A 25,613-nucleotide genomic window follows, 5' to 3' on the forward strand; every position below is an offset into this window, starting at 1 on the left:
ACGGGCATGTCATACTGACGCCCCATCATGGCGAAATGGCGCATCTTTCCGGGCTGGAGGTCGAAGCGGTGAAGGCCGATCCGGAGAGCGTGGCCCGCGACATCGCACAACGGTTCAACGCCATCATCTTGCTAAAAGGCAAGGAGAGCATTCTTGCCGCCCCGTCAGGCGAAATAGCGATCTATCGCGGCGGCTCTGTTGGCTTGGCCACCGGCGGATCGGGGGATGTGCTTGCCGGGATTATAGGCGGGCTGGCGGCACGGGGTGCAGCCCCGTTGACCGCTGCTGGATGGGGGGCCTGCATTCACGGTCGAGCGGGTGCAGCCCTGTCGCATGAAATGGCTACGGTGGGTTTTCTGGCACGTGAACTGCTGCCGATGATACCTCGACTTATAGACGCCGCGATACTCAACAAAGATGTTGATTAGGCTCACTAAAGCGACCCTTTGTGGACGCTCAGCAACCGATTTTTAATCCCCAGCAGCAGACGTTCTGCTTTTCTGGAAGCTGCCGACTAAACCAAGTCATTCCGCGATCCACACTTGAGCGTCTGCTTCTGAAAAAACCTGTCGTACACTTGCTGTGGATCGCCGGGTCAGCCGATGGCGAGCTTGTCAGCATGCTGTACGCCGATGAGAAGATAAACACGAACGCCAGCGCGGCGAGACTGCGCATGATCGAGTTCTTGAGCGATCTTCAATCCCCAGCCCAGCGACCCACAAGGCCCAAATCGGAAGCGATTGCCGAGGTCATGCATATACTATAGGGGAGTACAGTATGGCACATCTCGGGAAATCATCGGCGCAGCTCATCGCGCGGGTCCGCCGCATCGGGGGTCAGGTCAACGCGGTGGAGCGCTCTCTCGAGGGTGAAGCGACCTGCAGCGAAATTCTCCAGCTCGTCGCGGCCGTACGCGGGGCGGTCAACGGGCTAATGGACGAGATCATCATCGAGCATCTGGACGAGCATGTCGCGGCGCCAGGTCTGAGCGAGGATGCCCGCGCACAGGCAGCCGAAGAGCTCAAAGCGGTCATTCGCCGCTACACTAAATAGGAATCCCAATGGCAAGTCTTCCCGAGATCGAAGGGTTATCGCACGATCATATCTTTTTGGGCGCCTCGCATGACGCGAACGCGCGCCGCACCCTGTGGGTCGTGCTGCTGACCGCTGTGATGATGGTTGGCGAGATCGCTGCGGGCTACTGGACCGGATCGATGGCGCTTCTCGCCGATGGCTTCCACATGGCGACGCATGCCGGCGCCCTGAGTGTCGCGGCGATCGCCTATGGCTATGCGCGGCGGCATGCATCCGATCCCCGGTTCAGCTTTGGCACCGGAAAGGTCGGGGAGCTTGCCGGCTTTGCGTCGGCGCTGGTTCTGGCGGTGATCTCGATCGGCATCGGCGTCGAGTCGGTGTTGCGTATGCTCCAGCCCACTACCGTTGCTTTTGGAGAAGCCACGATCGTCGCTATCGTCGGGCTAGGGGTCAATCTGGCCAGCGCGGTGCTGCTCGCAGGCAGTCACTCGCACACCCACAGTCACAACCACGGGCATCAACATGGCGATCATCATCATGGCGATCATCATCACGGGCACCATGGCGGGCGAGATCAGGACAACAATCTGCGGGCAGCCTATGTGCATGTGCTCGCCGATGCCCTGACATCTGTGCTCGCAATCGTCGCGTTGCTGGCTGGTCGCTATCTGGGCTGGGTCTGGCTGGACCCGGTGATGGGCATTGTCGGCGCGATCGTCATTGCACGTTGGTCAATCTCGCTGATGCGCGATACCGGCTGGATGCTGCTGGATCGGACCGACGATCATGTCGCCGATGAAATCCGCACGCTGATTGAAACGCCGGGCGACGCGCGCATCGCCGATCTGCACGTCTGGCGCATCGGTCCCGACGCGCATGCCGGCATCGTTTCCATCGTTGCGGGGCCGCATCTCGACCGCGCGATTGTCGAACAGCGGCTGATCCCCGTGCATGAGTTGCGTCACCTCACGATCGACATACACCCGGCATGAAGTCCCCGTGCATCGACAGCTGTGTTTTTGATGGGCGCACGGGATGGTGCCGCGCCTGCGGAAGGACCAAGGCGGAATGCCGGTCATGGAAGAAGGCCCAGCCACATCAGCAGCGCAAGATCGCGGCCGATCTGCCCCAGCGTCTTCAGAAGCTGGGGGATGCTGTTCTGATAATCGACCGGGATTGAAACCGGGTGCCGGTACGAAACGGCCGACCTCAGGCAATCGACAATGACGTCCGTGCAAGGCCGGAAAGGCTATTCTCGCCGAAAGCCGTCACTCAAGTGGTGTGCCAAGAACGGCGGCTAAGTCCCACGAGCTTCCGGCGGCAGTCGACCAACTCATGCCGTTCCAGCCTCGCGGATGAGCGGCAGCTCTCGCCAGCAAAGCCGACGTCTGGGTTCAATATCAACGCAGGCGGGTAAACAGGCAATGCGGTCCGTTGCCACCTACCGAGCCATATCCAGGTCCCGGTTTCCTCATCGAACGCCCGCGGCGTCGCGGTCATCCTCGCCAGACATGCGCTCGATGATCGGGCAGTCGGGGCGGTCGTCGCCGTGGCAGCGCTCGGCAAGCTCCAGCAGCGTCTGGCGCAGCGCCTGAAGCGCCTCGGCCTTGCGGCCCAATTCTTCGGCGCGGGCGACGGCGAGCGCCTTCACCTCCGCACTGGCGCGCTGGCTGTTGCTCCACAGCCCGAGAAGATCGCGGATGTCCTCGATCGGAAAGCCGAGATCGCGGGCATTGGCGATGAAGCGCAGGCGATGGACATCGGCATCGGCATAATCGCGATAGCCGCTGTCCCGGCGCGGCGGCGCCGGGATCAGCCCGATCTTCTCATAATGGCGGATCATGCGTTGCGAGACACCGCTGGCCTGTGAGGCCCCGCCGATATTCACAGCCGCACCCGATTGAGGCGCAGCGCGTTGGCGACTACGCTCGCCGACGACAGGGCCATCGCCGCCGCCGCGATCATCGGCGAGAGCAGGATGCCGAAGAACGGGTAGAGCAATCCAGCCGCGATCGGCACGCCCGCCGCGTTGTAGACGAAGGCGAAGAACAGGTTCTGGCGGATATTGGCCATCGTCGCCTCGCTGAGCTGGCGAGCGCGGACGATGCCGTTGAGATCGCCCTTGAGCAAGGTCACGCCTGCGCTTTCCATGGCGACATCGGTGCCATGGCCCATCGCAATGCCGACATCGGCGGCCGCCAATGCCGGGGCATCATTGACCCCGTCGCCCGCCATCGCGACGATACGTCCTTCCTGCTTCAGCCGCGCGACGACATCCGCCTTCTGGTCGGGCAAGACATCGGCCTCGACCGCATCGATGCCGAGCCGGCGCGCAACCGCTTCGGCCGTCGTGCGGTTGTCTCCGGTCAGCATCACCACCTTGATGCCGTCGGCGCGCAAGGCGGCAAGCGCCTCGGGCGTCGTCGGCTTGATCGGATCGGCGATGGTGAAAATCCCGACGGCCCGATTATCCAGTCCCATGAAGATGGCGGTCGCGCCATCTTTACGGAGCGCGTCAGCTTCGGCGGCAAGCGACGCGGTGTCGATCCCGGATTCCGCCAGGAAACGTGCATTGCCCAGCGCGACGCGCTTGCCCTCGACCATGCCTAGTGCACCCTTGCCGGTGGGTGAATCGAAGTCGCTGACGGGGGGAATCTCGATGCCTCGGCCCGTCGCCGCGTCAACGATCGCCAGCGCCAGCGGATGTTCCGACGCGCGCTCGACCCCGGCGGCGATCCGCAGCAGCTCGTCTTCCGCGAAGCCCTCCGTCGCGATGATCCGGGTGACGGCGGGTTTACCTTCGGTCAGCGTTCCGGTCTTGTCGACGACCAGCGTATCGACCTTTTCCATATGCTCCAGCGCCTCGGCATTCTTGATGAGGACGCCAAGCCCCGCGCCGCGCCCGACGCCGACCATGATCGACATCGGCGTCGCCAGCCCCAATGCGCAGGGACAGGCAATGATCAGCACCGATACCGCCGCGATCAGGCCATGGGCAAAACGCGGCTCCGGTCCCCAGACGCCCCAGATGACGAAGGCGAGGACAGCGACCCCCATGACGACCGGCACGAACCAGCCGGAGACCTGATCGGCCATGCGCTGGATCGGCGCGCGCGAGCGCTGCGCCTCGGCGACCATCTGGACGATGCGCGAAAGCATGGTATCGCGTCCGACCTTGTCGGCGCGGATGATCAGGGCGCCGCTCTGGTTCATCGTGCCGCCGATCACCGTGTCGCCATCCGATTTGGTGACGGGCATGGATTCGCCCGTGACCATCGATTCATCGAGCGCGGATCGCCCTTCCTCGACCACGCCATCGACCGGCACCTTTTCGCCCGGCCGCACCCGCAGCCGGTCCCCCACCGCCACATCCTCCAGCGGGATTTCCGCTTCGCTGCCGTCGTCGGCGATGCGCCGCGCGATTTTCGGGGTGAGATTGAGCAATGCCTTGATCGCACCCGACGTGCGTTCGCGGGCGCGTAGTTCCAACACCTGCCCCAGCAGCACCAGCACGGTGATGACGGCCGCCGCCTCGAAATAAACGGCCACCGTCCCGTCGGCGGCACGGAAGGCATCCGGGAAGATCCCGGGCGCCAGCGTCGCGACGACGCTATAGGTCCATGCCACGCCGGTCCCCATCGCGATCAGCGTGAACATGTTGAGATTGCGCGTTTTGAGCGATGCCCAGCCGCGCTCGAAAAAGGGCCAGCCTGCCCACAGCACGACCGGCGTCGCCAGCGCGAACTGAACCCAGATCGACACCTTCATGGGCACGAGATGATGTAGCGCCGGGAAGAGATGCCCGCCCATTTCAAGGATGAAGACCGGGAGAGCCAGCGCAAGGCCAATCCAGAAGCGCCGCGTCATGTCGAGCAGCTCGGCGCTGGGTCCGGTATCGGCGCTGACCATTTCCGGCTCAAGCCCCATGCCGCAGATCGGGCAGGCGCCGGGATGATCCTGTCGGATCTCGGGGTGCATCGGACAGGTCCAGATCGTGCCCTCCGGCGCATCAACGGGTTCGACGGCGGACTTGTTGAGATGCGCATCCGGGTCCGCAATGAACTTCTCGCGGCAGCCGGCGCTGCAAAAATGATAGTCGTGACCAGCATAGGTCGCGTGATGCGCGGTTTTTTCGGGATCGACCGTCATGCCGCAAACCAGGTCGACCACCAGTCCGGCGGAATGCTCGCCATGGTCACCACAACAACTGTGGGCACCAGAATGAACGCCATGTTTCGACTCGGCCATCAACCGTCTCCTTCTATCGCAGCGCAAGATGGAGTTTGACACCATGTCAGAGTCAATAGGCACTTGACCTTATCATTGTGTCAAGGTGCATGAAGGGTTCGAAAAGGATTCGAATCGTTGTCACCCATGGTCCAACCACGCACAGAATTATGATGAAGTTGCTTTCGTCACTCCTGATTGCGCTTGCCATGCTCGTCTCGTCCGTATCGATGGCGAGCGGCACTGCAACGGCTATGCCGCATCAGGGTGCGATGGAGATGGCTTCGGTCGCGGGGCATTGCGCCGGGAGCGAATCTCCCTCCGATCGTAAATCACCCAAAGCCGCCATGCATTGCGCGGTTGCCTGCGCCGCGTTCCCGGCGATACCTCCCCTCATCGAGCAGCGGGATCGGCCAACCAAGACCTTATATTCTGTTGTGGGACAGAAACATCTCGCCACGATCACGCTTGAGGGAGAAACGCCGCCGCCGCGGATGACTCCGAGGAATTGAGGTTCACCCACTTTCTTCCGGAGATTAGTCATGAAGTTGATAATTGCCGCGATCACGATGATGATCGCCACGCCAGCCTTCGCCCAAAACGCCGCACCGGCCGATGCGCACAGCGAACGCACCAGTCATGAAGGCCATGAAGGCCATGAAGGTCACGATATGTCCGACGGCTGCTGCGACAAGGATGCCGAGGGCAAGATGGGCTGCTGCGAGAAAATGAAGGCCAAAGGTAAGGCGACGCCTCCTTCGGAAGCGCCTGCCGCCGATCCGCATGCCGGACATGGTACGGATCAGCACTGATCGGACGCAAACCGGGAGGCGGCTTTCTCGCCTCTCGGCCCCTTCAGCACTTAGAGGGCTCCCCCGTGGAGCCGAGGATAAAATCATGACACAGACGATCGGTCGACGATCCCTACTGCGTGCCGGCGTGGTCGGTGCTGCGGGACTGGGCTTTTCCAGCCTGTTTCCAGCCTGGGCGCAAACCGGCTCGATGGGGCAGATGCCCACGCTTTCGGGCGAGGATATCCACCTCAAGATCGCCAACACACCTTTCACCGTTGGTGGGCGCAATGGTCATGCCGTCACGATGAACGGCGTGCTGCCAGCACCGTTGATTCGGCTGCGCGAGGGGCAGAATGTTCGCCTTCATGTCGAGAATACGCTCAACGAAGACAGCTCGATCCATTGGCACGGGCTGATTGTCCCGTTTCAGATGGACGGCGTTCCTGGCGTCAGCTTTCCAGGCATCAAGCCGCACACCACCTTCGTTTACGAATTTCCGCTGCTGCAAAGCGGCACCTACTGGTATCACAGCCACTCTGGTCTCCAGGAGCAGCAGGGCCATTACGGGCCGATCGTGATCGATCCCGCCGAGCCCGATCCGGTCGCCTATGATCGCGAACATGTGATCGTGCTCAGCGACTGGACCTTCCTGCATCCCCACCAGCTCGTCACCAAGCTCAAGGCGGAGGGCGGCTATTTCAATCGCCAGAGGCAGACGCTGTTCGGTATGCTGAGTGGTGGTCCCGAAGAGAGCATGTCCGCTTCCGACCGCGCGATGTGGGGAAAGATGCGGATGGACCCCACCGACATCGCCGATGTGACGGCCGCCACCTACACTTACCTCGTGAATGGTCATGGACCGCAGGAAAACTGGACCGGCCTCTTTCGCCCCGGCGAGCGGGTGCGGCTGCGCTTCATTAATGCTGCTACCATGACGATCTTCAATATCCGCATTCCGGGTCTGCCCATGACCGTGGTCAGCGCTGATGGGCTGAATGTCCGTCCGGTGACCGTGGACGAATTCCAGATCGGCAATGCCGAGACCTATGACGTCATTATCCGGCCAGCCGAGGACAAGGCGTTCACGCTCGTCGCGGAATCGATTGATCGTTCCGGCATGGCGCGCGCCACACTCGCACCGCGCATGGGGATGACCGCGCCCGTCCCGCCGCTGCGCCCGCGCCCGACGCTCACCATGAAGGACATGGGCATGGGCGGCATGGATCATGGTTCAATGGCTGGAATGGACCATGGCGCCATGGCCGCCGGGGCCAGCACGGCGGCGGCAGATGATGGTGGTTCCCATTCGATGGGCAGCATGAACATGCGCGACAAGTCTTTGGTGCCCGACAGCGTCAAAGTCGGTGTTGGCGTGGACGCCATCGCCATGTCACCAGTCGATCGCACCGCCGATCCGGGCGTCGGGCTGGAGGATGTCGGCCACAAGGTGCTGACCTACCGTGACCTGATGTCGCTCACTTCCAACCCCGACACGCGCCCACCACAGCGCACGATCGAGGTCCATCTCACCGGCAACATGGAACGCTTCATGTGGTCGTTCGATGGCGAGAAGTTCAGCGAGGGCGTCGAACCGATCCGCTTCGAACGCAACGAACGCGCGCGTGTCGTGCTCATCAACGACACGATGATGACCCACCCGATCCACCTGCACGGCCATTTCTTCGATCTCGTGAACGGCCATACCGGCAGCTACCCGCGCAAACACACCGTCAACGTGCTGCCGGGCGGCAAGGTCAGCTTCGACCTGACGGCGGATGCGCCGGGGGACTGGGCATTCCATTGCCATTTGCTGCTGCACATGCACGCGGGCATGTTCCGCGTCGTCACCGTCCGCCCGCTGGAAGGAGAAGCAGCATGAACTCTATCGCAGCCATCCTTCTCGCGGTGGTAGCAACGCCTGCGCTGGCACAGCACCAGCATCATGAGGCTCCAGTCGATCCTCACGCGCATCATGCGATGGAGGCGGAAGCGGACAATCCCCATGCCGGGCAGGAGCCGCCGCAGGCCCCCTCATCCGCCCCGGCGGATGAACATGCGGGCCACGCAATGCCATCACAATCCGCCCATGAAGCGCACACGGCCCATGCCCACCACGCGCCCGGCATTCCCGATCCGCCGGTGGCGCTGCCATCCTCTGCGGCATTGACCGGTCCCGATCATGCGGCCGATGCCATTTACGGCGCTCCGGCAATGGCCCCGGCGCGCGAAATCGTCCGCAAGGAACATGGCGATATCAAGAGCGGCATGATCCTGATTGATCAGCTCGAAGCGGTCATCGGCAAGGGCAAGGACGGTTACGCTTGGGATGCGCAAGGCTGGTACGGCGGCGACATTGACAGGCTCTGGGTCAAGACCGAGGGTGAAAGCCGCTTCGGCGCGAGTCCGGAACACGCCGAGGTACAGGCGCTCTGGAGCCGTGCGCTCGACCCGTGGTGGAACCTCCAGACCGGTATCCGGCAGGATCTTGGCGCCGGGCCGGATCGGACTTACGCAGTTGTCGGCGTCCAGGGCCTTGCCCCGTACTGGTTCGAGATGGGCGGGGCGCTGTTCCTCTCAAACAATGGTGACGTCACCGCGCGGATCGAGGCAGAATATGATCAGCGCCTGACCCAGAAGCTGATCCTTCAACCCGCGGCCGAACTCAACTTTTCGGTGCAAGATGTTCCTGAGCTTGGCATAGGCTCCGGCCTCTCCACCGCCGAGCTGGGGTTACGGCTGCGCTACCAGTTCGTGCCAGAGTTCGCGCCGTATGTTGGCGTGAAGTACGAACGCGCCTTTGGCGATACGGCGGATTTCCGGCGTGCCCGGGACAAGAAGGCAGGAGGATGGAATTTCCTGATCGGAATCCGTTCCTGGTTCTGAGGACCACAGTTCCCAGGATGACACGCGTCGCTGATGTTGGCCAGTCTGGATTTTACTCTACCGGCTCGAAGCGGAGGCATCAACGAACGCAAGACGTCCGTTCCTGCAAAAAGCTGTCGTTCGCCACCGCAATCGTGACCGGCAGGTATGTCCCACACCCGGTCGTACGCAGTATGTCCGCTAGTAGGCGCGCTAAAGTCCCAGTTGAGCGTCTCGGATTGGCGCGTATCGGCCGTTGTCGGCGCCGACGGCCCAAGCGACACGGGCATGGGTGTCACGCCCGTGATTGAGCAGCTGCTCGCCGGGGTTCGTAAAGGTGAGCCAACCGGTCGTGCCTACGCGCCGCAGGACCGTGCCAATCTCGGCCTCGAGCAGGCAACCAAGCATCAGCCGTAAGGTCGAGCCGGCGGCATTGCCCCTGAAATGGGTCCGCAGGCGCTGGTGAATGTGGGATCGGCTGGGTGGACGGCCGTTGGTCGGCGGCTTTTTCGGGGAGAGGCCGCAATAGAGCAACGTCCAGCCGGCGTGCCGATGGCATTGACTGGCATCGACGCCGGCCGGGATCGCGTCGAAATACCAGGCGTAAATACCCGCCTGGCGCGGGGCACCGTCGCGCATCGCGGTTTCGTCGGCGGTATAAAGCCGTTCCGGCTGAAGGAGCCGCGCGATGATCTCGTCGCCAGCGAGGTGCTTCTTCCAGTCGCTCAACTGCAGCGTCTCATTAGGCAGCGGCGAGAAGCGCCGTCTCTTCCTTGAAGGAGAAGCGTCGCGCAACGCAGACGCTGTCCCGGCGGGGCCCCCGGGAAAGCTCCAGCGTCAACAGGCTGTCATCCTGAAAGGCGGGGCTCAGCTCGAGTTTCAGATATTCGAACAGCTGCCGATCATGCACGGCGATCATGATCTGGCGGCCATGCTCCTTCGACAAGGTCCTCAGCAGTGCGGCGAAATGCGCGATATGCACATCGTCCATCGACTGCACGGGATCGTCGAGGATCAGCCACGGAAGTTCCTTGGGAACGGACAGATGGAGCGCCGTGAACAAGGTGAGTGCCGCGGTGTTAAGATTGCCCGCGCTCAGCATTGCGCCCGGCGTGCCGCCGGCTTCGCCGCCATCGCGATGCTGGGTGATCAGCTTTGGCTGCAATTTCTGGGTCGACGCCGCCGGGATGCGGAAAGCCGGTACGAAGGGTTCACCCGGGGCCAGGCGAACGAAGAGATCCCGCCATAGGAGATTGAGACGATCGTTGAATTCGCGGCGGATGATCCCCGACCGGACCTTATCGACCGCGTTACGGATCGCTATGCCCTGGTCGCGCAAGAGCTGCGCCCGACCCAAGGCATCTTCGGCCCGCTGCCACGCCGCGGCGTCGGCCGAGATACGAGTCTTCGCCTGTTCGCGACGGGCAATCGCCGAACGCGCGACCGCGAGATGATCATTCCCCCTTCTGCGGAGAGCGAGCCGGCCCTCCAACCGCTCCGCACTGGCGGCCAGCATCTGCTCCAAACGCGAGGAGGCCGCATGGAAGGTCTCGCCTTCCGCGATCGCCTCTGCGTCGATCGATATGGCAAAAGCGCTCAAGGTCTCGCGCGACGCGGCCAAGGAGACGTGCCGAGACTGGGCGTCGGTGACCGCACGCCGCGCCGCCACATCGGCCGCTCGCAGGTTCGTGCCCTCGCGCAGCGCATCGAGAAGACCTTCCAGCTCGGCGATCACGGATCCGGCCGCGGACAAGCGCCGGTCGAGGTCGGCAATGGCTTCATCGGTGAGCTTGCGGCTCCCGATCGCTTCAATTTCGCGATCCAGGCGCTCGATCGTGACCTGAGCCTCGCTGCGCGTCCGTCCCAGGGTCAGCAAGCGCTCTGCCGACGCGGACAATATCCGCACCTTGCCATGCACATGCTCGCTCAGCGTACCGCCCTCGACCTCGTCGAAGTCACGATCGCAGACGGGACAAATCTCGCCGTCGATGAAGGACGTCAGCTCGGCGAGGGTCGATGCAAGGCTGCCGGCGCTGGCCGATAGCCTTGCAACTTCCTCGTCGATCGTTTCGCGCTGGCGGTTGGCCACGTCGCGCTCATCCTGTGCTTTCGTATGCCGCTCGATATCGGTGCGCGCCTGGGAAACGCGGTCGCCCAGCTGCTTCTGTTCCGATCGAAGCCGCTCCAATGCTTCGTCCGCAAATTGGCTTGGGTCACTCGGCAGCGAAACGTCGACCAACAGGCCCTCGGCACGCTGGCGGGCGGTTGCGAAGCGCTCGCCAAATTCCGCTTCCCACAATCCATATCGCTTGCTTGCTTCGTCGGCGCCGATCGCGGTTACACCGGGATTTTCGCCTGTCGCGACTTGCGCGCTGTCGATCTCGCGCCGGATCGCGGCCAGCCGGCGCTGCTGGTCGGACAGGTGCGCGAACGCATCGGCATCCGCCGAGTCCGCCAACGCTGCGGTGACGTCTTCCAGATTATCTTCTGCGACCTTGACCGGAAGTTCGAGCGATGCGCAAATCCGCACTAGCTCGTCGATGGCGAGTTTCACTTCGCCATCGATCGCTTCGTGGCTCTTGCGATGATCGCTCAGCAGCGCTTCGACGCGCGATTTTTCATTCTCTGCCGCCAGCCAGCCGTCGACGGACTTGCGGACATTCCTGACATCGACCAGCGGCTTGAGACCTGCCTCGAGGGCATCGAGCCGATCGAGACCAAGGAGCTTGCCGACGAATTGGGCCAAAGGCGATGCCGCATCACTACCGGCATCCTGGTAGATCTGCAGGAGCTGGCCCAGCAGCGATTGTGGCAGGAAGGCCCGCTCGCGGAAGAAGGTCGCAAGCTCCTTGTTTAGCGCATGGATGGACTGAGCCCCGTCGGCGGTCAGTGCCGCGTGGTAACCCTCCTCCTGCGTGCCGCACAGCGTCTGCAGGATCACGCCGCCTTCGGTCGCCGACCGGTACAGCAACTGCTTTTCGTAGCCGGGATCGGCGCGCTCCATCGATTGGACCTTCCCGGTAAGGGCCAATTCAATGGCAGACAGGACGCTCGTCTTTCCGGCGCCATTCTCTCCGTGGAGCAACACCACCTTGGCGTCGAGCGGCGCATGAATATGCCCCCGGATGCTCCGGAAGTTGGTGATGTCGAGGCTCTTGAGGATGCGCTCGGTCATGACGGCTCCTCCTCACCTTCCGGCTGAAGCGATTGCGTTATGATGAGGGCGACGGCATCGGTGACAGCCTGTTCGCCGCCTTCCGCGGCGGCGAGGGCCGCGTCGACAAGCGCCTTGCTGGTGTCTGCGGGGAGCGCACGGACCAATTGATCCAGTGCAGGCCCCACTCCGGTCTCAGGCTCCGCTGACGCCACGGGAAGCTTGAGCGGCAGAAGCACGCGGATGCGATCATCGAGCTGTCGCTCGGCGGCTTCGTCCACAGGTTTACCTTCGGCATCCAGCGACACCGCCTCGACCTGCAAAACCCGGCATGTCTCCGAGAGGGCTTCGACGCCGTCCGACAATACGGCACCGGCCAGGATGACCGTGACGACATAGCGCGACCCGGTGACATCGAGAGCGCGGCTCAACGCCTCGATCCGCTGGCGCACCCTGGCGCCGTCGCGATCTCCGAAATCCCCCGTGGTCGTGTCGACCAGCAGGACCAGATCGAGCGCCCGGCCATCGCGGCCCCGCATCGCGGCCGTGAACGCGAAGTCGACCCCGGCCAATTTGAACGGCGTCGACAGGTCGCTATAGCCCGCTATGCGAAGGCGTGCCTGAATGGCGAGCAGGATCGGCGAGGCGCTCACAACATCATCTCGGCGACGAAATGTTGTTGGAGTTCCAGTGCATCCGCGCTGCGCGCGATGAGGTCGGCGATGCTGACATGGGTTTCTCCGACGACGCCCGTGCGTCCGGGTGCCGAGCGAACGCGGCGCGCGCTTCCGCCACCGCCAACCATGCGCTGCCATAGGTCATCGCCATGTACGACGATCGCATTGTCGTTCGCAAAGGCGCCATTGCTCTGCAATTTGATCGCGTCCGCCGCTGATTTGACGAGGAACAGCGGACGATCGACGCCGCCAGGCCGCGATGCACGGGCGGTCATCGCGCCAGCATCCAGGTTGTCGGAGATCGGCGCACGCAATTCCCAATGTCCCGACGCCCGCCCATGATGAAGCAGCGACAAGGCCACCCCAAGCTGGCCCAACCCCATGGCCTGAGCATTCTGATCGGCTGCGATCAGGTTGAGCGGTGATCCACATAGGGCCTCATACATATCCGGGTGGACAGGTAGGGCGCCGCTTCGGAAAATCGACAACATGCGTGACCAGAGAGCGATTGCCTGGTTTGCAAAAGCGATGCGATTCCGTGCCCCGGCTATCGGGACAGCCAGATCGGCAATGTCGTCGCGCAGACTACCCAGCAGCGGAGCGAGTGCAGCCGCGATGGCCGCTTTGCCGTCTGCCGCCAAGGAAAGCTCCATCAGCCGTGCCAGTTTCTCGGCAAGCAGCTTCAGGACCAAGGCGATCAGCACCTGTTCGCCCCATGCGCGAAGCAAGGTGGCGTCGTGAAGGGTGACCGGGTCGGCATTGTAGGTCGGACCGTAGGCGATGCGCAGCACGTCCCGCTGGCCCGGCTGGATGGCGTCCTCGCAAAAGACATAGGCTGGGGCATCGGGCGCGCATGGCCAGGGCCAGGCATGAACGGCTTTCGCCTTGGAAAAGATCGTCTGCAGATTGCTGTCCTGGATCGACAGCCCCAGGACCAGGGTCTTCTGCGCCGTCGCCAGTCCGACCACCGCATTGTGCATCGCCGTGAACGTCGCATTTTGCGGCCAGTCCATGATCTGGGTGTGGCTGCCCGTCAGATAGGGGCGGAACACCAGCGGCTCGCGGGTCGCATACACGATGCAGCCATGAAATTTGTAGAGCCGGGCGCGGCCGGCGGGGCCACGCAATTGGTTGGGATCGACAACGACCTGAAGCATGCCGGCAACGCCGTTGCTCAATCGGTCCACCGCCGCTTCGATAAAACCGTCCCAGTTCGCCGACGCGACGGACTGCACCGCTCCTTCCAGGATCAGGATCGCGATGCACAGATGTTCAGCCGCAGGCGGCGCCGGATGTTCAAACGCCTGTCGGATGTCGATCGCATCCCAGAGGATGAAATCAACATCCGTTCCCGCGATGCGTATATCGAGCACCTTCGAATATTTGGTCCAGAGCCGATCGATGATCGCGCCATGTTCGGGCCAATCGGCAAGCGCCTGCCCGAATTGCGCTTCGACGGTGGCGGGAACGATCTCGGCGAGGGTCAGCGCTTCATCAAGCGCCGGGCGATAGGCTGCGGCGGTGTCGGGATCGATCGCTCGCACGCGAATATAGTCAAAAGCCCGCTCAATGAGATCGCCGAGATTGGGGGCTTTGCGGGAGATGCCCGATCCGACCCAAAGCGCGAACTCGCCATTTTCCACGGCGCTCGCCACCGAGGCGAACGCGCCCTCGAGATTCGCAAGCACCTCGCGCACGGTGATATCAGTGGCTGTCGGAGCCAACGCCACGTCTGTCAGTCCCCCCTAGCGGCACGTACCCACGGCCCCCTCGACAGCGACCCTTATTCCTTCAAGCGCCCTTGTCTAGCAACAGAAGAACCGAATTGGTAGCTGCCGGGATGCGCTATCTGAATGAACGGCGGTCTTCAGAAGTTCGTCCCGCATCTCACGTCGCCTATGAGGGTGGAAACTGACATCAGCACCATGAGGCAGGAATGTCCGCTATCCCATTAGCGGGCCTCCGAAGCGGACGGAGCGCAAAGTCCCAGCGACGGTCGCTTATGTCGGACCCTCCGGCGACATGAACGAACAACAGCTTATCTCAAATCCCGCTCCGAAGCGGACTGACCGAAAGGTCCCAAATGCTGAAAACTGGCGTGTGACCGGGCCGATCGCAGAACGACACGCCTTGGTGCCTTTGAGGAGAGGCGAAACTCGAGCTGGTAGCTAATCTTTTGGCATTTCGCCTTCAGCGGTTACGACCATCTGATTACGAAAGTGCAGTAGCGCTTTCGTAATCAGATGGTCGTTCAGATATCTAATGCACATGAACACACTTTCCCGCGGATTCCATGCTTCATACTGGAAAAACAGAACTTTTTCCAGAATGAACACTCGACACTAGATATAAGCGACGGGCCTGTGTGGTGCAAGGAAGGCCCCAGGATCCGGATTGCAAATATCGCAGCGCGCGAGATCGAAGGAACATGTCGCCCCGGCCATCCTTGCCCCGCGTCCAGTGGGCCCGCGGCGCGCCGCGCCTTGGTCGAGATCCTTGGCGGGGCAAAAGGCACAATGTCCAACCGGGCATATCATCGTCCATCACTCGACAATGACATGTCGCTCTCCGGGGATGAGTTACAATCGGGTGGTAGCGTCATGCTTGCTTAGGGACGGCCGCGATCTTGGTACTGCGATGGTTGCGACTGGGACGATCTTGCCTTGGACGTACCGCACCCGTTGGTCTCAACCTGACGATCACCCCGGGGGACACCCCCAATCATTTCGCGATAATGCGCCAAACCTGTCATCCGCCGGATAGATTCTTAACCGGAGATCGTTACAAAGGAATACCATAAGACAAAGCCGATCATATTCGGCAGGAGAGGATGCCAGTGGGCATAGTCGCTAAGACCACCGTTCTGTTGGTCGAGGATGAAGCGATGATCCGCTTTCTCGGGACGGAAGTCCTTGAGGAAGCAGGTTACACCGTGATTGAAGCCGCAAATGCCGATGAGGCAGTGGCGATCCTTTCCCAACACAGCGAAATACAACTGCTGTTCTCTGACATTGACATGCCCGGAACAATGGATGGGATGGCGCTCGCCCGCCTCGTTCATGAGAAGTGGCCCGGCATCAAGCTGCTTCTGACCTCAGGCAAGCATCAGGTCGAGGAAGCCGCAATCCCCGACCATGGCCGATTTCTGGCCAAACCCTGGACGCTCGGTCAGCTGATTGGCAAAGTCACGAGTGCTCTCGCAGCTTGATTTCTGGGGGGTCTCCCAACGATGGCCGCGATCTCGGCCGCGCGACATGGTCGATAGTGAGACTTCTCGGCTAGAGTCCGGCCAAGCATCGTCGCCCTGTTTCAGTGTAACGGTTTCACCTGCCCTTGCCCCGCCAATGCCTTCTCTGCGTCCTTCATCGCCTTGATGATCGCCTCGCGAGCTGTTTCGGCAAATTGCCGCCGCGCCTTCGGCGTCGCGGCGGCGCCCGATTGGAAGCCAAAGAGCCGATGACCCAGGTTAGAGCATGGATGACAGTGGGAAGGTCATACGCCAAATAGGCCCCTTCTCTGCCGCGCTCATCAATGGTTCGGTCGGAAGCCGCGCTCTTTGCGATCATCACCCGCTGGAATCCCACAACGAGTTCCTCAATATCGGCAGCAACCTCGCTTTCCGATCCTGTAGCGGGGGGCGCCGTCGCTTTTTCACGCTCACACTTTTTTTGGATGACGGGTAACGCGCCAATCCCGCCCCGCGACGAACGCGATTTGAGAATCGATATGACAACCAGCACTAGAAGTAGGACGATAAACCCTCGTCCAACTGATGTATGTGTCAGGAGAGAAAGCGGTCCGAACATCAGTCCGATGCCATCTCGCTTGCGTGGTGCGAAACCGAGACCGTGTTCCCGAAGGATCGATCCTGCCAAAGCTGGGTGGCGATCCAGACCAGGAGTAGGCCCACACCGAGAAACCCGGCGACGAGCCATTGCTCGGCCTGCTCCATGCGATGGAAGCGGCTTAGCACTTCTCGGCACTGCGCGAGGGTCTGGACGGTTAGTTGGCAGGTAGGATGCATGGGGTGTTCCTCTCGAACTAAAGGCTGAGATCGATGGTCTTCTCGGGATAGGGGATCTGCAGTGTCGGAGCCTTTGCAGGCGCGCGGTCCACAGGTGCGGTCTTCTCTGGCCCGGATTTCGGGTCCACATGCGTGGATGGATCTATCCGGAAATCGGCTGCCGTATGGCCCGGTCGCGGACCAAAGGTGGCGGTGGGTGACTGTGCTGGTCCACTGGCCTTGGTGAGATCGGCAGACTGCTGCGCGCGGGACTTCTCGCCAATGGTCTCGAGCGCGCTGGCCTTGTTACCGGGATTGTCGTTGATGGTGCGCAGGAGCTGCTCGCGGTCATTGGTGACGATGGTGATATCGTCGCGTACGCGCGTGGCCATGACGTGCGTGAGCCGTTGGTTGGACAGGTTGCGCTCCGAGGAGTGCATGACGCCTATACCGTTATCGGAGGTCATGCCCTGGGCCTGATTCATGTTGATCGCGTAGGCGAGGCCGAGACGCTCCAGCATCTTGTCGCCGGAATTGAGGGTGATTGTCTCGCCCTTTGCCGTCAGGACGCTGACGGCTTGCGCGGTCACACCGATGACGACGGCTCGATCGGACTTTTCAAGCTGCCTGCTCTTGTCGGCCTGAGTCCAAAGGATCTTGTCGCCCTCGTAGATCTTGATCTGCTCCTTGGCCGACAAGGCGATTGGATCACGTTTGTCCGCTGGGTCGATCTTCTGGGGGTCGAACTTTGTCTTTCGACCGTTTTCGTCGATGAGCTGTACATTCCCACGCTTGTCCTGACCCACCACCTCGTACCGGCCTCGGGGCAGGCCATCAGGGCCATTGTTGCGGACGACGTCCATGACCTGGCCGGCCTTGTATGTCCCTGAGAAGCGCATTTCTTCGCGGGTGACGTTGACCTGCGACAAGGTTGTCAACTCGCGCCCTGCGCCGCTCAGTGTGCCCTCTGCCTGCAATCCCTGTTGCGCGCCTTCATTCAGGGCGGCGCGCGAAGCCCGTCCAGAGCTGTACAGTGCCGTGGTGTCGCGCTCCTGAGGGGAGAGGCCGAGCCATTGCTTGACGGCGACGTCGATAAAGTCGGTGCCGGCAGAGACGACGCGGCCGCCCAGCACATCGAAGGCCTCCTTGAATTTATCCATCGACAAGGAACGCCTGCAGCTCGAAGCTGAGGAGGCTAAGTTAGCTGATAGGCGCAAGCGTCCCGAAGAGCGCGAGCGCGAGGAGCTGCTCAGTTCGGTGGAGAAGGCGGTTCTGCTGAAATCCCGGCGCGTGGGAAGGCGGTCCTCGACCGCATAAAAAAATCGGCCTCGCAAAGGTCGAGCGCAGGCTCGCCAGCGAGCCTTCTCCTTAAGCGCGGAGCGCGCGGCCGATGGGGGCTCGATGCCCCCTGAGGTCGCCAGCGGCGACGCCGCGCGCCAGCAGCCATGTGGCGGGGAGATCCCCGTCACCTGGCTATCGCGGCCATAAACTTGCCCTGTGTGGCGATGCGATTTTGCCCGCAATTGCCTCTAGCGATAGACGTCGCCACGATGCCCGATGCTCAGGACGAAAACCACAATTCTGGCGTCTTGGATTTCGCACAGGATGCGGTAATCTCCGACGCGATAACGCCAGTATCCCGACAATGGCCCGGTCAGATTTTTGCCGGTTGCCCGTGGGTCGTCGGACATTCCAACTCGCTCGCGGAGAAAGGACGTTATTCGTTTTGCGTTCTGCCTGTCCATTTTTGACAGTGCTTTTTCCGCTCCTGCTGAAAGCTCAATCTGCCAAGCCAAGGCGGCGCTCCACGTCGTCTAGCGATGATGTGGTTTCGCGGCCTGCCCGAATGTCTTCGGCTATTTTGGCCGCTAGATAGTAATCTTCTGCATCCTCAATTCCCCGTTCGATGATCTCGCGCAGATAATAAGCCTTTGTCCTACCGGTGGAACTGGCGAGATGGTCAAGGCGCTTTTCGATTTCTGGCGCAAGGCGAATGGATGTAGCCATGATATTGACTCCTGAATACGTGTATTCATTGTATCACAATTCCCACCAAATTGGAAATGGCCGCTTAGCGGCCGCGCATTTTCAGCCATGTGGAGAGGGGTTTCCTGCTCCCAGATTTTCTGGGCAAGGTTGACTTGCACGCCCGACCCTTCGCAGATTATCGCTTCAACTGGGTTGAAATTGCACAGCACCTTGTTGCGATGGAACGCGGCGGTGTTGCCTATGTTGCGGTTCAGACGAAAGGCGACGGTCGCCACCCCATTGTTAGCGGCCCAAGCGGCGGCGATGGCATCCGCGCCTTTATGCTGGGCGGTCGTGCAAAGGGTCATGGATAGAATACGGGCGGGGATGCTGTCGAGCCGGTCCCAGATTAGGCGGCGGTCTTCCCACTGGTGGCCCCCTGAAAAGACGACAAGCGGGCCGGTCGGGTTGTGTGCCTCGTTGCGGTGGTTGGCGCGGGCTTTGAGAAAGTCGACGGCTTCAACCTGCGACGCGGTTAGAGCTTTGCTCGTGCGGCTGCCGCGAATGGTGTTGAACGGCTTGGAGAGCCGTCCATGGCCAGTCATGGCGTAGCCGAGGCCATGCTCCCGCCTCGCTTGAACGTCAGGTTTTGAATGTGAGGCCGCCGTTCGCGGGAGACGCAGCGAACGGCCCTTTTGTCCCACTGCTGCCGTTCGACGGCGGCGCAGATTGCTAAGCGATCTTCGCCATCAACCGCCCGACCGCGCCCTGCTCTGCCGCAAGGTTGCGATTGTAGCTGAGCGGCATGCGCGGCGATTTCCACCGCCCCGCATCCATGATGCCGGCAAGGTCCTCGCCGCTCACGAACATATCCTGCGTCAATCCAACCCGCGTTGAATGGGCGCTGATCCCCTTGAGCAGACGCGCCACATCGTCAATCGTCAGGTCAAGCAACGTCCCGCGATCAAACGCCTTGCGGATCATCGCCCGCCAGATCGGGCCGATCGAGCCGGGGTGGAGCGCCCCCTCCCCCACCGTATATTCGGTTCGGGGCGGCACCGCGCGCTTGGGCAGCGTCTTGCGCAAATCCCAGGTCTCGCGGCTCGAGATGCTGTCGATACGCCGTTCCGGCACAGCCTTGCGCGCTTTGTAGCGGCGCACCTGCACCCGCCGAAACAGTGGCCCGCTGTCGATCCCGGACGCGGCGCGCCAGGCCGCAATGGCGCGCACCGAGCGCGGCGACAAAAAGGCGGTCGCCCCTTCCCCCTCCTGGTCCGCCTTGCTGCGCGGGATCTCCAGCAGCCGTGCCTCGGCATCGAGGGCCTCGACGATATGCTCGACAGCTACTGCCACCAGTTCCGACGCGCGCAATCCGGTGTCGTAAGCCGTCGATAGCAGCGCGCGGTCCCGCAATCCCGTCAGATCGTCGCCACAGGCCTCCAGGAGGGCTCTGATGTTGAGGCCACGGGGTTTGTCGCGCTCGACATCCTTGACTGGCCCCTTGAACCGGAGCGCCCGCGCTTGTGCCTGCGCGGTGCCCATCTCGCGCCGGATGCCGCGCAGCCGCAACTTGACCAGCTGCGCCTGGGTCGGGTCCTTGAGGTCCAGCAGCTGGTGGATTTTGGCGATGGAAGCTTTATAACGGCCAAGCGAGGCGGGCTTGCTGCCCTTGCCTGCCCGATCGTCGAGATAGTCGGCCACTGTCTCGGGCGCCGCCGGCAGCGCATTGCGGCGCTTGGCGCGGCACCAGCTGTCGAAGGCTTCGAGATCGGACTGCAAGGCGCGCAGCGTGTGCGGCGAACTGGCAGCCTGATAGGCGGCAATCAGCGGCTCGTCGAGGATGATGCGGGTCGTGACGTGCATTTGGGTCACGGTGAAGGCGAGCGCCGGCATGCCCGCGATCATCTCCACAGCTGAGGATCCGCCCTCCCCTGTCTGCCCCTGCTGCTCTGGGGTTTCGCCCATCTCTGCCTCCCGCCTTGCCGACGCATTTCGATAGCACGCCCATAAGAGGCGTCAATTATGGTTATGTGATAACTGCAATTATCGCGTGTTATTAACATATACGCATTCATAAGGACAACTAACATACCTCTTTAGTTGTATAGACGATCAAGCTAAAAGGCCGGAATGGCGTCACAACCGAAGCTCTCAGCGCACCCCCTGCTCCTTCTCGGCCGCCTCGACGGACGGCTCGCCAACAGTCCAGCGCGTTCGATCTGGATGGCGCGGGCACGGCTTGAAGGCGCAGCGACGCTAGCGGGTCTAGCAGGCGTTCCTATCAGCGTTGCGGATCTGCAGGACTGGATAGCGGGCCGCACGCCCCCACCCCGTCGAACCGAAGACCTTGACGACCCTATATCCGTGGCAGCCCTGTACCATTTTGCATTGTCAGCAACGGAGGCCGCCGTGGACCCGCTTGTGCAAGCTACCCTCGCTGTCTCGCGGAGCGTTCTGGACGATCGAAATGAAGCGGAGTTTTGGGCACCTTATGACCTGGTCCGCTTCGGGCCGGCGTGGCGTGAAGCTAGCGTGATGCTCACAGCCCCCTACCCTGAAGCCGATCTCCTGGGCGTGGCGGAACGCCTGCTCGAGGCGCAGCGTCTGATCGGCGGCGCTCCCCAAGCCGCGCGATCAGTTCTAACTATGGACGGTCGGGAACTCCGATTCCCGCCGCTCCGGTTCGACACTGTGTGGATGTTGGCGAGCTTTGTGCCAAGCGCGCTGCACGCCGCAGGTTTCACGCTGAGACCCATTCCCTCCCTAGTCGGACTTCCCAAGCTCCTAGGAGATGCCCCCCCTACCCTCGCGGCAAGCATACAAGGAATGATCATGAAGACCGCTGCGAACGGCCTTCGAGATCTGGACCGCCTGGAGCACCGCCTCGCCCGTCTACCATTAGACTTCCCTGTGACGAAGCGGAGCAAGGCTCCCTTGCTCGTTCAGCTCGAAATGGCTTACCCGGGACTACGGCTTACTGCCGTCGCGCGGTTGCTTGGCATTTCGCATCAGGGTGCGACAAAAGTCATGAGGCAGGTTCAAGAGTATCTCGGACAAAACCACAAAGATTCGCCTCACCGGCATACCGCAACGGCGTCTTAGAGCCAGTGCTGATCCAGCACATCGCGGATTGCCTTTTCAGCCTGTTCCCTCGTCGCGCCGGCCTTGTGCAGCAGAGTGAGCCGGATGCCCTTTCGATCCGCGCCTTCGACCCGGAGGATAGGTTTGCCGTCTGCATTGGTGACCGACGACGCTAATCCTGACTTCTTGGGGGATCCTGACCTCTTGGGGGGGTCTGCCGCGACTGCCAGAGCTCGAATCACGTCAAGAACGGGTAACGGCTTTCCTGTCTGGACCTGTCTATCGGCAAGTGCCTTAGCTTCCGAAAAGACACGTGCCCGCCGATCCTCTGGCTTTAACAATGCCTTTAGAGCGATGGCATTCCGAACGCCCAGCTCTTGCGGCTGAGTGAAGGCCAACATGACCTCTTCGGGGAGTCGGGCTAGATCGAGGTATCTGGTAAGCCAACTCTCCGTAACGTTGATCCGCTCGGCCATCGTCCGCTGCTTGCCGCCATAGTAGGCATCCAGCGCACGAAGATAGTCCCTTGCCCGCTCTAGATCAGTCAGGTCATCTCGGGCGCGGTTCTCGATGTCTGCGAGGCGGAAGGCCTCCTCGTCCCCTATTTCCCGGATGTCGACGAGGAATTTGAAGTCTGGGTAGTTATGGGCGCGGAGCCAGTTGATCGTCCAGTGTCGCCGGGCACCGCAGATGACCTCGAAATCGAAATCGGGATCGCGGGCTACGCGCCGGACGATCGCTGGAATCTCCTGCTTCCCCTGCGCCTTCATGCTTTCGATGAGATCCGCACAGCGCTGCTCGCTAAGTAGAGCGTACTCACGGTTATGGCCCGCCCACATCCGGCAGCGCGCCGGATCAACGAGCTCGTGCACTCGCGTCATGACGCCGCCAGATGCTAGTTCCGCGATGCGATTGCTACGCCCCGTTAGGACGTTGGCAGCCATGCCAGCCCGCCTCGGGGGAGCATCTGTCAGGTCTATGCCAGCAGTGAGGTCAGCTACGAATCCGCTGTTCTTACCGCTCATACGGTCCTCCAGTTTTCAGAAATTGCACGCGTGCAATTTTGCGCCCTCATGCCAGGCCCTCCTTACGCATCCGCACCTGGTGGCTCGGCCACATTGAGCGGATGTCCACTTCGATTTCCTGATTTACGCCATCGAGGTAGGTAAGGCAGCGATTTCGAACCTGCGAACTCGTGGCCGGACCGTCAAGTTCGTACACGGTCATCAGCCGGGCGGTAGCATTGTCGATCTCCGCAGAATCTTTGAGCGGCGTGCGAACCATGGCCTGTCCGAAAAGCGTCCGCATCAGGTTTAGAAGCTCCTTCTGCATCGACTTACCCTCGTCCACCTTTGACGCCACGAACCTCAGGAACTGAAGCTCAGGCGCCAGGCCCTGCTCTGCAAGCTGCTCTATCGTCTCGTCGAGCATAGAGAGGAATGCCGCCGTGGAGGAGAAGTCCATCACGGTCGGTGGAACTGGAACGACCAGCGCGTTCGCTGCACGGAGAACCGAAAGGGAAATTGCACCGAGGGCTGGTGGGGGGTCCATAACGATGACATCAAACCGGTCTGCGATGCTGTCGATGCCCTGCCTCAAGCGATCCAGGAGCGCACCGCTTCCGCGCGCCATTCTGGCTGCCAGCTCGTATTCTGACTGGAACAGGCGTAGATTTGCGGGGATCAGCTCCAAACCGTCGAAGTGGGTCTTCCGTAACGCATAGTCGAGCGACACACGCTCTTCCTCGCGAAGGTAAGGGTAGAGCGTATCCTCCTCAAGGAGATCTAAATCCGGAACGTAGCCAAAAAGCGTGGTTGCCGACGCTTGGCTGTCGCAATCAACCAATGCTACGCGGTACCCACGAATTGCGAGATATTGTGCAAGATGGACGGCGAGGGTCGACTTGCCCACTCCCCCTTTGAAGTTCTGGACCGCTACGACGCAACATGGATCGTCCGCACTGCGGTAGGGCCTGGTTCCGAACACGCCACGCATATCGTTGAGTTGCGCCAGCGTGTAGCGCTCCCGGCGATTATTGTCCGTTCTGGCGGGCTCAGGCAGGCGACCGTCCTTTTCGGCCTCGCGTATGGCGGCGGGCGTGCGGCCGACCAACTCGGCCGCCTTCGTAATCGTGAAAGTCGGTTCGCGACGATCATCCGCTCGTGCACTCTTTGCAGAATCTCGCAGCTTCTCCAGGACCGAAGACGTCCTGGCAGCCAGTGTGGCCACCGATACGAGCTTCCTTGCTTCTTCGATATCTAGAGTTGACGACACAGCCCCACCTTTTGCAATTTGCAGGATGGTGTAGGGATTTGCGCTTTAGTGTCAATATTTTCGCATTTTTCGAAAGTTGATGGCTCGTTCGGACATCGTTTGGCGCTTCGAGTGGTCTATCCTGACTCGGTGGGGGTGCGAAAATTGCACGCGTGCAATTTCACTACGCCCTGCCCCGCCGCGTTGTCCAACCCTCACAGAACCCAGTCCAAGCCTTCAGCAGTCTTGCGCCACGAACCTTTTCCAGTCTGGGCCCCATTTGCGTCCGAAAGGCGGCAGCGATGAGGTCGATGTCCCAGCCTCCACCCTCCCGACGCGCGATCGACGCGAGGTCGTCAAATCCGAAACTGATCGTGCCATTGGGAAAGACAAGGTCATCGGACTTGGCAGTCGGCTCGGTTGGCGCGGAACTACGAATTCCCATGGCGACCTCCACACCCTCGACTTCGCCGATGCGCAGCTGTCGACGTCCGACCGAGTGGCGCTCGAGTTCATCGACCGTTGCGATAAGCTGCGGCGCGTCCTTCGGTTCGAACCGGAACTCGATGTCCGTCACCTTTCGCCCTTGGCGTATCTCCTTCCACTCCACTCGGAAGTGCGCAAGCTGATCGATCTCCGCCTTGGCCCGCTCTAGAACCTTGCGCCGAAGTTGCGCGAAATCGGTATAGACATCGGGCGGGATGCCCAGCGCCGCTCTCAGCGCCGCCATGTCGCCCTTCCATGTCGCCTGTCTGCGGTGAAGGCGAAGTGCGCCGATTTCGTACAGCTTGAGAGCATAATTCGACCGAAACCCCAAGACGGCCTGCCGGTTTAGAACGGCGTAGGTCTCTGAAGCCTGTATGAGCTTACGGGCATCGGGCGTGAACACCCATTCGATCCACCCGGCTTCACCGCCATCCTCCTCTGTCTCTTCTCGTGAACTTGAGATGAGGGAGAAGAGCGTCGTCGCCTTCTTACCCCGCCAGGAGCGGTCGTCTACCGCGAACAGGGTACGGTGCAGCTCCTGAAGCATGTCCGAGATGCGTTCGTTGCCCTTGTGACCCCTCCGGATGTCAGCCTTGCGCATCCGGTGAGGCTTTTCCTCCCACGCATCACCACCAGCTGTTAGGATCATGAGCGCGAGAAGCCGGGATGCGGTGAGGCTGAGCGATTCTCCGCGAACGAACTTAACCTCGATGATGCTGCCCGGCTTGGCGAACTCGTCGCCGCCTTTCGCTTGGAGTGCGGCGGCGACCCGCATCGCGCGGCCAGGGGCGGCGTCATCCGTGACGGCGACATCCTCGGCAGCGTCGACAGGGTCCTGGTTCATGGAGTATCACATTCAGAATCGAGCTGCGGAAGGCGAATCCTGCCTGACCTGACCGATGACGTCAAGTCAGGTCAGGATGGACCGTGGGGCTGCCGCCCCCAACTGGTCAGGATGAACGAAGGAAGGAACGGTCGACAAACATCGCAAACGCAACGAGTCGTGTGATATTGGCACGCACCCGCACCCGTTGCTCGAGTGATGCACGATCAGCTCAAGCAAACGCTCTAAA

The 25,613-nt window shown here is 61.6% G+C and carries 22 protein-coding genes and 1 pseudogene; 9 read left to right on the forward strand and 14 right to left on the reverse strand.

The window, feature by feature from the left end:
- From LWE61_RS16145 to LWE61_RS16160, 4 genes are all read left to right on the forward strand, one after another.
- Positions 1 to 428 (forward strand): ADP-dependent NAD(P)H-hydrate dehydratase (locus LWE61_RS16145; protein ID WP_234151688.1); only part of this gene is annotated, 428 nt, incomplete at its 5' end.
- 349 nt (positions 429 to 777) lie between these two features.
- Positions 778 to 1,053 (forward strand): metal/formaldehyde-sensitive transcriptional repressor, encoded by a 276-nt coding sequence (locus tag LWE61_RS16150; protein ID WP_234151689.1) that lies wholly within the window; start codon positions 778 to 780, stop codon positions 1,051 to 1,053.
- Between the two features lie 8 nt (positions 1,054 to 1,061).
- On the forward strand, positions 1,062 to 2,027 hold the full coding sequence (gene dmeF / locus LWE61_RS16155) for a CDF family Co(II)/Ni(II) efflux transporter DmeF (protein ID WP_234151690.1): 966 nt from the start codon (positions 1,062 to 1,064) through the stop codon (positions 2,025 to 2,027).
- On the forward strand, positions 2,024 to 2,215 hold the full coding sequence (locus LWE61_RS16160) for a DUF1289 domain-containing protein (RefSeq protein WP_234151691.1): 192 nt from the start codon (positions 2,024 to 2,026) through the stop codon (positions 2,213 to 2,215). The genes dmeF and LWE61_RS16160 overlap by 4 nt, the downstream gene beginning before the upstream one ends.
- 291 nt (positions 2,216 to 2,506) lie before the next feature.
- Here LWE61_RS16160 and cueR read toward each other — a convergent pair whose 3' ends face one another.
- Together cueR and LWE61_RS16170 are read right to left on the reverse strand one after the other, a co-directional pair.
- Positions 2,507 to 2,923, reverse strand: a complete 417-nt coding sequence (gene cueR / locus LWE61_RS16165) for a Cu(I)-responsive transcriptional regulator (RefSeq protein ID WP_234151692.1) — start codon at positions 2,921 to 2,923, stop codon at positions 2,507 to 2,509.
- Positions 2,920 to 5,283 (reverse strand): heavy metal translocating P-type ATPase, encoded by a 2,364-nt coding sequence (locus LWE61_RS16170; RefSeq protein WP_267961794.1) that lies wholly within the window; start codon positions 5,281 to 5,283, stop codon positions 2,920 to 2,922. The genes cueR and LWE61_RS16170 overlap by 4 nt, the downstream gene beginning before the upstream one ends.
- A 149-nt stretch (positions 5,284 to 5,432) precedes the next feature.
- On the opposite strand from LWE61_RS16170, the gene LWE61_RS16175 reads away from it, so the two are divergent.
- From LWE61_RS16175 to LWE61_RS16190, 4 genes are all read left to right on the forward strand, one after another.
- A complete protein-coding gene (locus tag LWE61_RS16175; RefSeq protein ID WP_234151693.1) occupies positions 5,433 to 5,774 on the forward strand; it encodes a hypothetical protein in 342 nt (113 codons plus the stop codon).
- A gap of 30 nt (positions 5,775 to 5,804) precedes the next feature.
- The gene (locus LWE61_RS16180; protein ID WP_234151694.1) at positions 5,805 to 6,074 is read left to right on the forward strand and encodes a hypothetical protein; all 270 of its coding nucleotides are present in this window, start codon (positions 5,805 to 5,807) and stop codon (positions 6,072 to 6,074) included.
- Positions 6,075 to 6,159: 85 nt separating this feature from the next.
- A complete protein-coding gene (locus LWE61_RS16185) occupies positions 6,160 to 7,935 on the forward strand; it encodes a copper resistance system multicopper oxidase (protein ID WP_234151695.1) in 1,776 nt (591 codons plus the stop codon).
- A complete protein-coding gene (locus tag LWE61_RS16190) occupies positions 7,932 to 8,939 on the forward strand; it encodes a copper resistance protein B (protein ID WP_234151696.1) in 1,008 nt (335 codons plus the stop codon). Before LWE61_RS16185 ends, LWE61_RS16190 begins: the two co-directional genes overlap by 4 nt.
- Before the next feature lie 192 nt (positions 8,940 to 9,131).
- Here the strand turns inward: LWE61_RS16190 and LWE61_RS16195 are convergent, their stop codons facing one another.
- Genes LWE61_RS16195 through LWE61_RS16210 form a run of 4 tightly spaced genes read right to left on the reverse strand, consistent with a single transcriptional unit; the run spans position 9,132 to position 14,446 of the window.
- Positions 9,132 to 9,647 carry a GIY-YIG nuclease family protein gene (locus tag LWE61_RS16195; protein WP_234151697.1) on the reverse strand — a complete coding sequence of 172 codons (516 nt, stop codon included), beginning with the start codon at positions 9,645 to 9,647 and terminating at the stop codon, positions 9,132 to 9,134.
- 13 nt (positions 9,648 to 9,660) lie between these two features.
- On the reverse strand, positions 9,661 to 12,093 hold the full coding sequence (locus LWE61_RS16200) for an AAA family ATPase (RefSeq protein WP_234151698.1): 2,433 nt from the start codon (positions 12,091 to 12,093) through the stop codon (positions 9,661 to 9,663).
- On the reverse strand, positions 12,090 to 12,725 hold the full coding sequence (locus LWE61_RS16205) for a hypothetical protein (protein WP_234151699.1): 636 nt from the start codon (positions 12,723 to 12,725) through the stop codon (positions 12,090 to 12,092). Before LWE61_RS16205 ends, LWE61_RS16200 begins: the two co-directional genes overlap by 4 nt.
- Positions 12,722 to 14,446, reverse strand: coding sequence for an SIR2 family protein (locus tag LWE61_RS16210; protein WP_234151700.1), 1,725 nt, complete (start codon positions 14,444 to 14,446; stop codon positions 12,722 to 12,724). The genes LWE61_RS16205 and LWE61_RS16210 overlap by 4 nt, the downstream gene beginning before the upstream one ends.
- A 1,139-nt stretch (positions 14,447 to 15,585) precedes the next feature.
- Here LWE61_RS16210 and LWE61_RS16215 point away from each other — a divergent pair.
- Positions 15,586 to 15,957, forward strand: coding sequence for a response regulator (locus tag LWE61_RS16215; RefSeq protein ID WP_234151701.1), 372 nt, complete (start codon positions 15,586 to 15,588; stop codon positions 15,955 to 15,957).
- A gap of 833 nt (positions 15,958 to 16,790) precedes the next feature.
- Here the strand turns inward: LWE61_RS16215 and LWE61_RS16220 are convergent.
- The 8 genes and pseudogenes from LWE61_RS16220 to LWE61_RS16255 all read right to left on the reverse strand — a co-directional run bounded on the left by LWE61_RS16220 (position 16,791) and on the right by LWE61_RS16255 (position 25,315).
- On the reverse strand, positions 16,791 to 17,912 hold the full coding sequence (locus LWE61_RS16220; RefSeq protein ID WP_234151702.1) for a hypothetical protein: 1,122 nt from the start codon (positions 17,910 to 17,912) through the stop codon (positions 16,791 to 16,793).
- A 369-nt stretch (positions 17,913 to 18,281) separates the two neighbouring features.
- A complete protein-coding gene (locus LWE61_RS16225; protein ID WP_234151703.1) occupies positions 18,282 to 18,548 on the reverse strand; it encodes a type II toxin-antitoxin system RelE family toxin in 267 nt (88 codons plus the stop codon).
- Positions 18,532 to 18,759: a type II toxin-antitoxin system RelB family antitoxin gene (gene relB / locus LWE61_RS16230; protein WP_234151704.1), complete on the reverse strand. Its 228-nt coding sequence runs from the start codon at positions 18,757 to 18,759 to the stop codon at positions 18,532 to 18,534. The genes LWE61_RS16225 and relB overlap by 17 nt, the downstream gene beginning before the upstream one ends.
- A gap of 239 nt (positions 18,760 to 18,998) precedes the next feature.
- Positions 18,999 to 19,325: pseudogene (locus LWE61_RS16235) on the reverse strand (SLOG family protein); the annotation flags it as partial.
- Between the two features lie 127 nt (positions 19,326 to 19,452).
- Complete coding sequence (locus LWE61_RS16240) at positions 19,453 to 20,613, reverse strand: site-specific integrase (RefSeq protein ID WP_407696256.1); 1,161 nt, start codon at positions 20,611 to 20,613, stop codon at positions 19,453 to 19,455.
- A gap of 1,205 nt (positions 20,614 to 21,818) precedes the next feature.
- Positions 21,819 to 22,826 (reverse strand): ParB/RepB/Spo0J family partition protein, encoded by a 1,008-nt coding sequence (locus LWE61_RS16245; protein ID WP_234151705.1) that lies wholly within the window; start codon positions 22,824 to 22,826, stop codon positions 21,819 to 21,821.
- A gap of 46 nt (positions 22,827 to 22,872) precedes the next feature.
- Positions 22,873 to 24,075, reverse strand: coding sequence for an AAA family ATPase (locus LWE61_RS16250; protein ID WP_234151706.1), 1,203 nt, complete (start codon positions 24,073 to 24,075; stop codon positions 22,873 to 22,875).
- 163 nt (positions 24,076 to 24,238) lie between these two features.
- Positions 24,239 to 25,315: a replication initiation protein gene (locus LWE61_RS16255; protein WP_234151798.1), complete on the reverse strand. Its 1,077-nt coding sequence runs from the start codon at positions 25,313 to 25,315 to the stop codon at positions 24,239 to 24,241.
- Between the last annotated feature and the right edge of the window lie 298 nt (positions 25,316 to 25,613).

Source organism: Sphingobium sufflavum (assembly GCF_021403115.1).
GTDB classification, from domain to species: Bacteria; Pseudomonadota; Alphaproteobacteria; order Sphingomonadales; family Sphingomonadaceae; genus Sphingobium; species Sphingobium sufflavum.

Bases quoted from the DNA above. Each gene is read 5' to 3' on its own strand.
- LWE61_RS16150 (WP_234151689.1), top strand. From the start codon at position 778: ATGGCACATCTCGGGAAATCATCGGCGCAGCTCATCGCGCGGGTCCGC.
- dmeF (WP_234151690.1), top strand. From the start codon at position 1,062: ATGGCAAGTCTTCCCGAGATCGAAGGGTTATCGCACGATCATATCTTT.
- LWE61_RS16160 (WP_234151691.1), top strand. From the start codon at position 2,024: ATGAAGTCCCCGTGCATCGACAGCTGTGTTTTTGATGGGCGCACGGGA.
- LWE61_RS16170 (WP_267961794.1), bottom strand. From the start codon at position 5,283: ATGGCCGAGTCGAAACATGGCGTTCATTCTGGTGCCCACAGTTGTTGT.
- LWE61_RS16175 (WP_234151693.1), top strand. From the start codon at position 5,433: ATGATGAAGTTGCTTTCGTCACTCCTGATTGCGCTTGCCATGCTCGTC.
- LWE61_RS16180 (WP_234151694.1), top strand. From the start codon at position 5,805: ATGAAGTTGATAATTGCCGCGATCACGATGATGATCGCCACGCCAGCC.
- LWE61_RS16185 (WP_234151695.1), top strand. From the start codon at position 6,160: ATGACACAGACGATCGGTCGACGATCCCTACTGCGTGCCGGCGTGGTC.
- LWE61_RS16190 (WP_234151696.1), top strand. From the start codon at position 7,932: ATGAACTCTATCGCAGCCATCCTTCTCGCGGTGGTAGCAACGCCTGCG.
- LWE61_RS16200 (WP_234151698.1), bottom strand. From the start codon at position 12,093: ATGACCGAGCGCATCCTCAAGAGCCTCGACATCACCAACTTCCGGAGC.
- LWE61_RS16220 (WP_234151702.1), bottom strand. From the start codon at position 17,912: ATGGATAAATTCAAGGAGGCCTTCGATGTGCTGGGCGGCCGCGTCGTC.
- relB (WP_234151704.1), bottom strand. From the start codon at position 18,759: ATGGCTACATCCATTCGCCTTGCGCCAGAAATCGAAAAGCGCCTTGAC.
- LWE61_RS16240 (WP_407696256.1), bottom strand. From the start codon at position 20,613: ATGCCGGCGCTCGCCTTCACCGTGACCCAAATGCACGTCACGACCCGC.
- LWE61_RS16245 (WP_234151705.1), bottom strand. From the start codon at position 22,826: ATGAGCGGTAAGAACAGCGGATTCGTAGCTGACCTCACTGCTGGCATA.
- LWE61_RS16255 (WP_234151798.1), bottom strand. From the start codon at position 25,315: ATGCGGGTCGCCGCCGCACTCCAAGCGAAAGGCGGCGACGAGTTCGCC.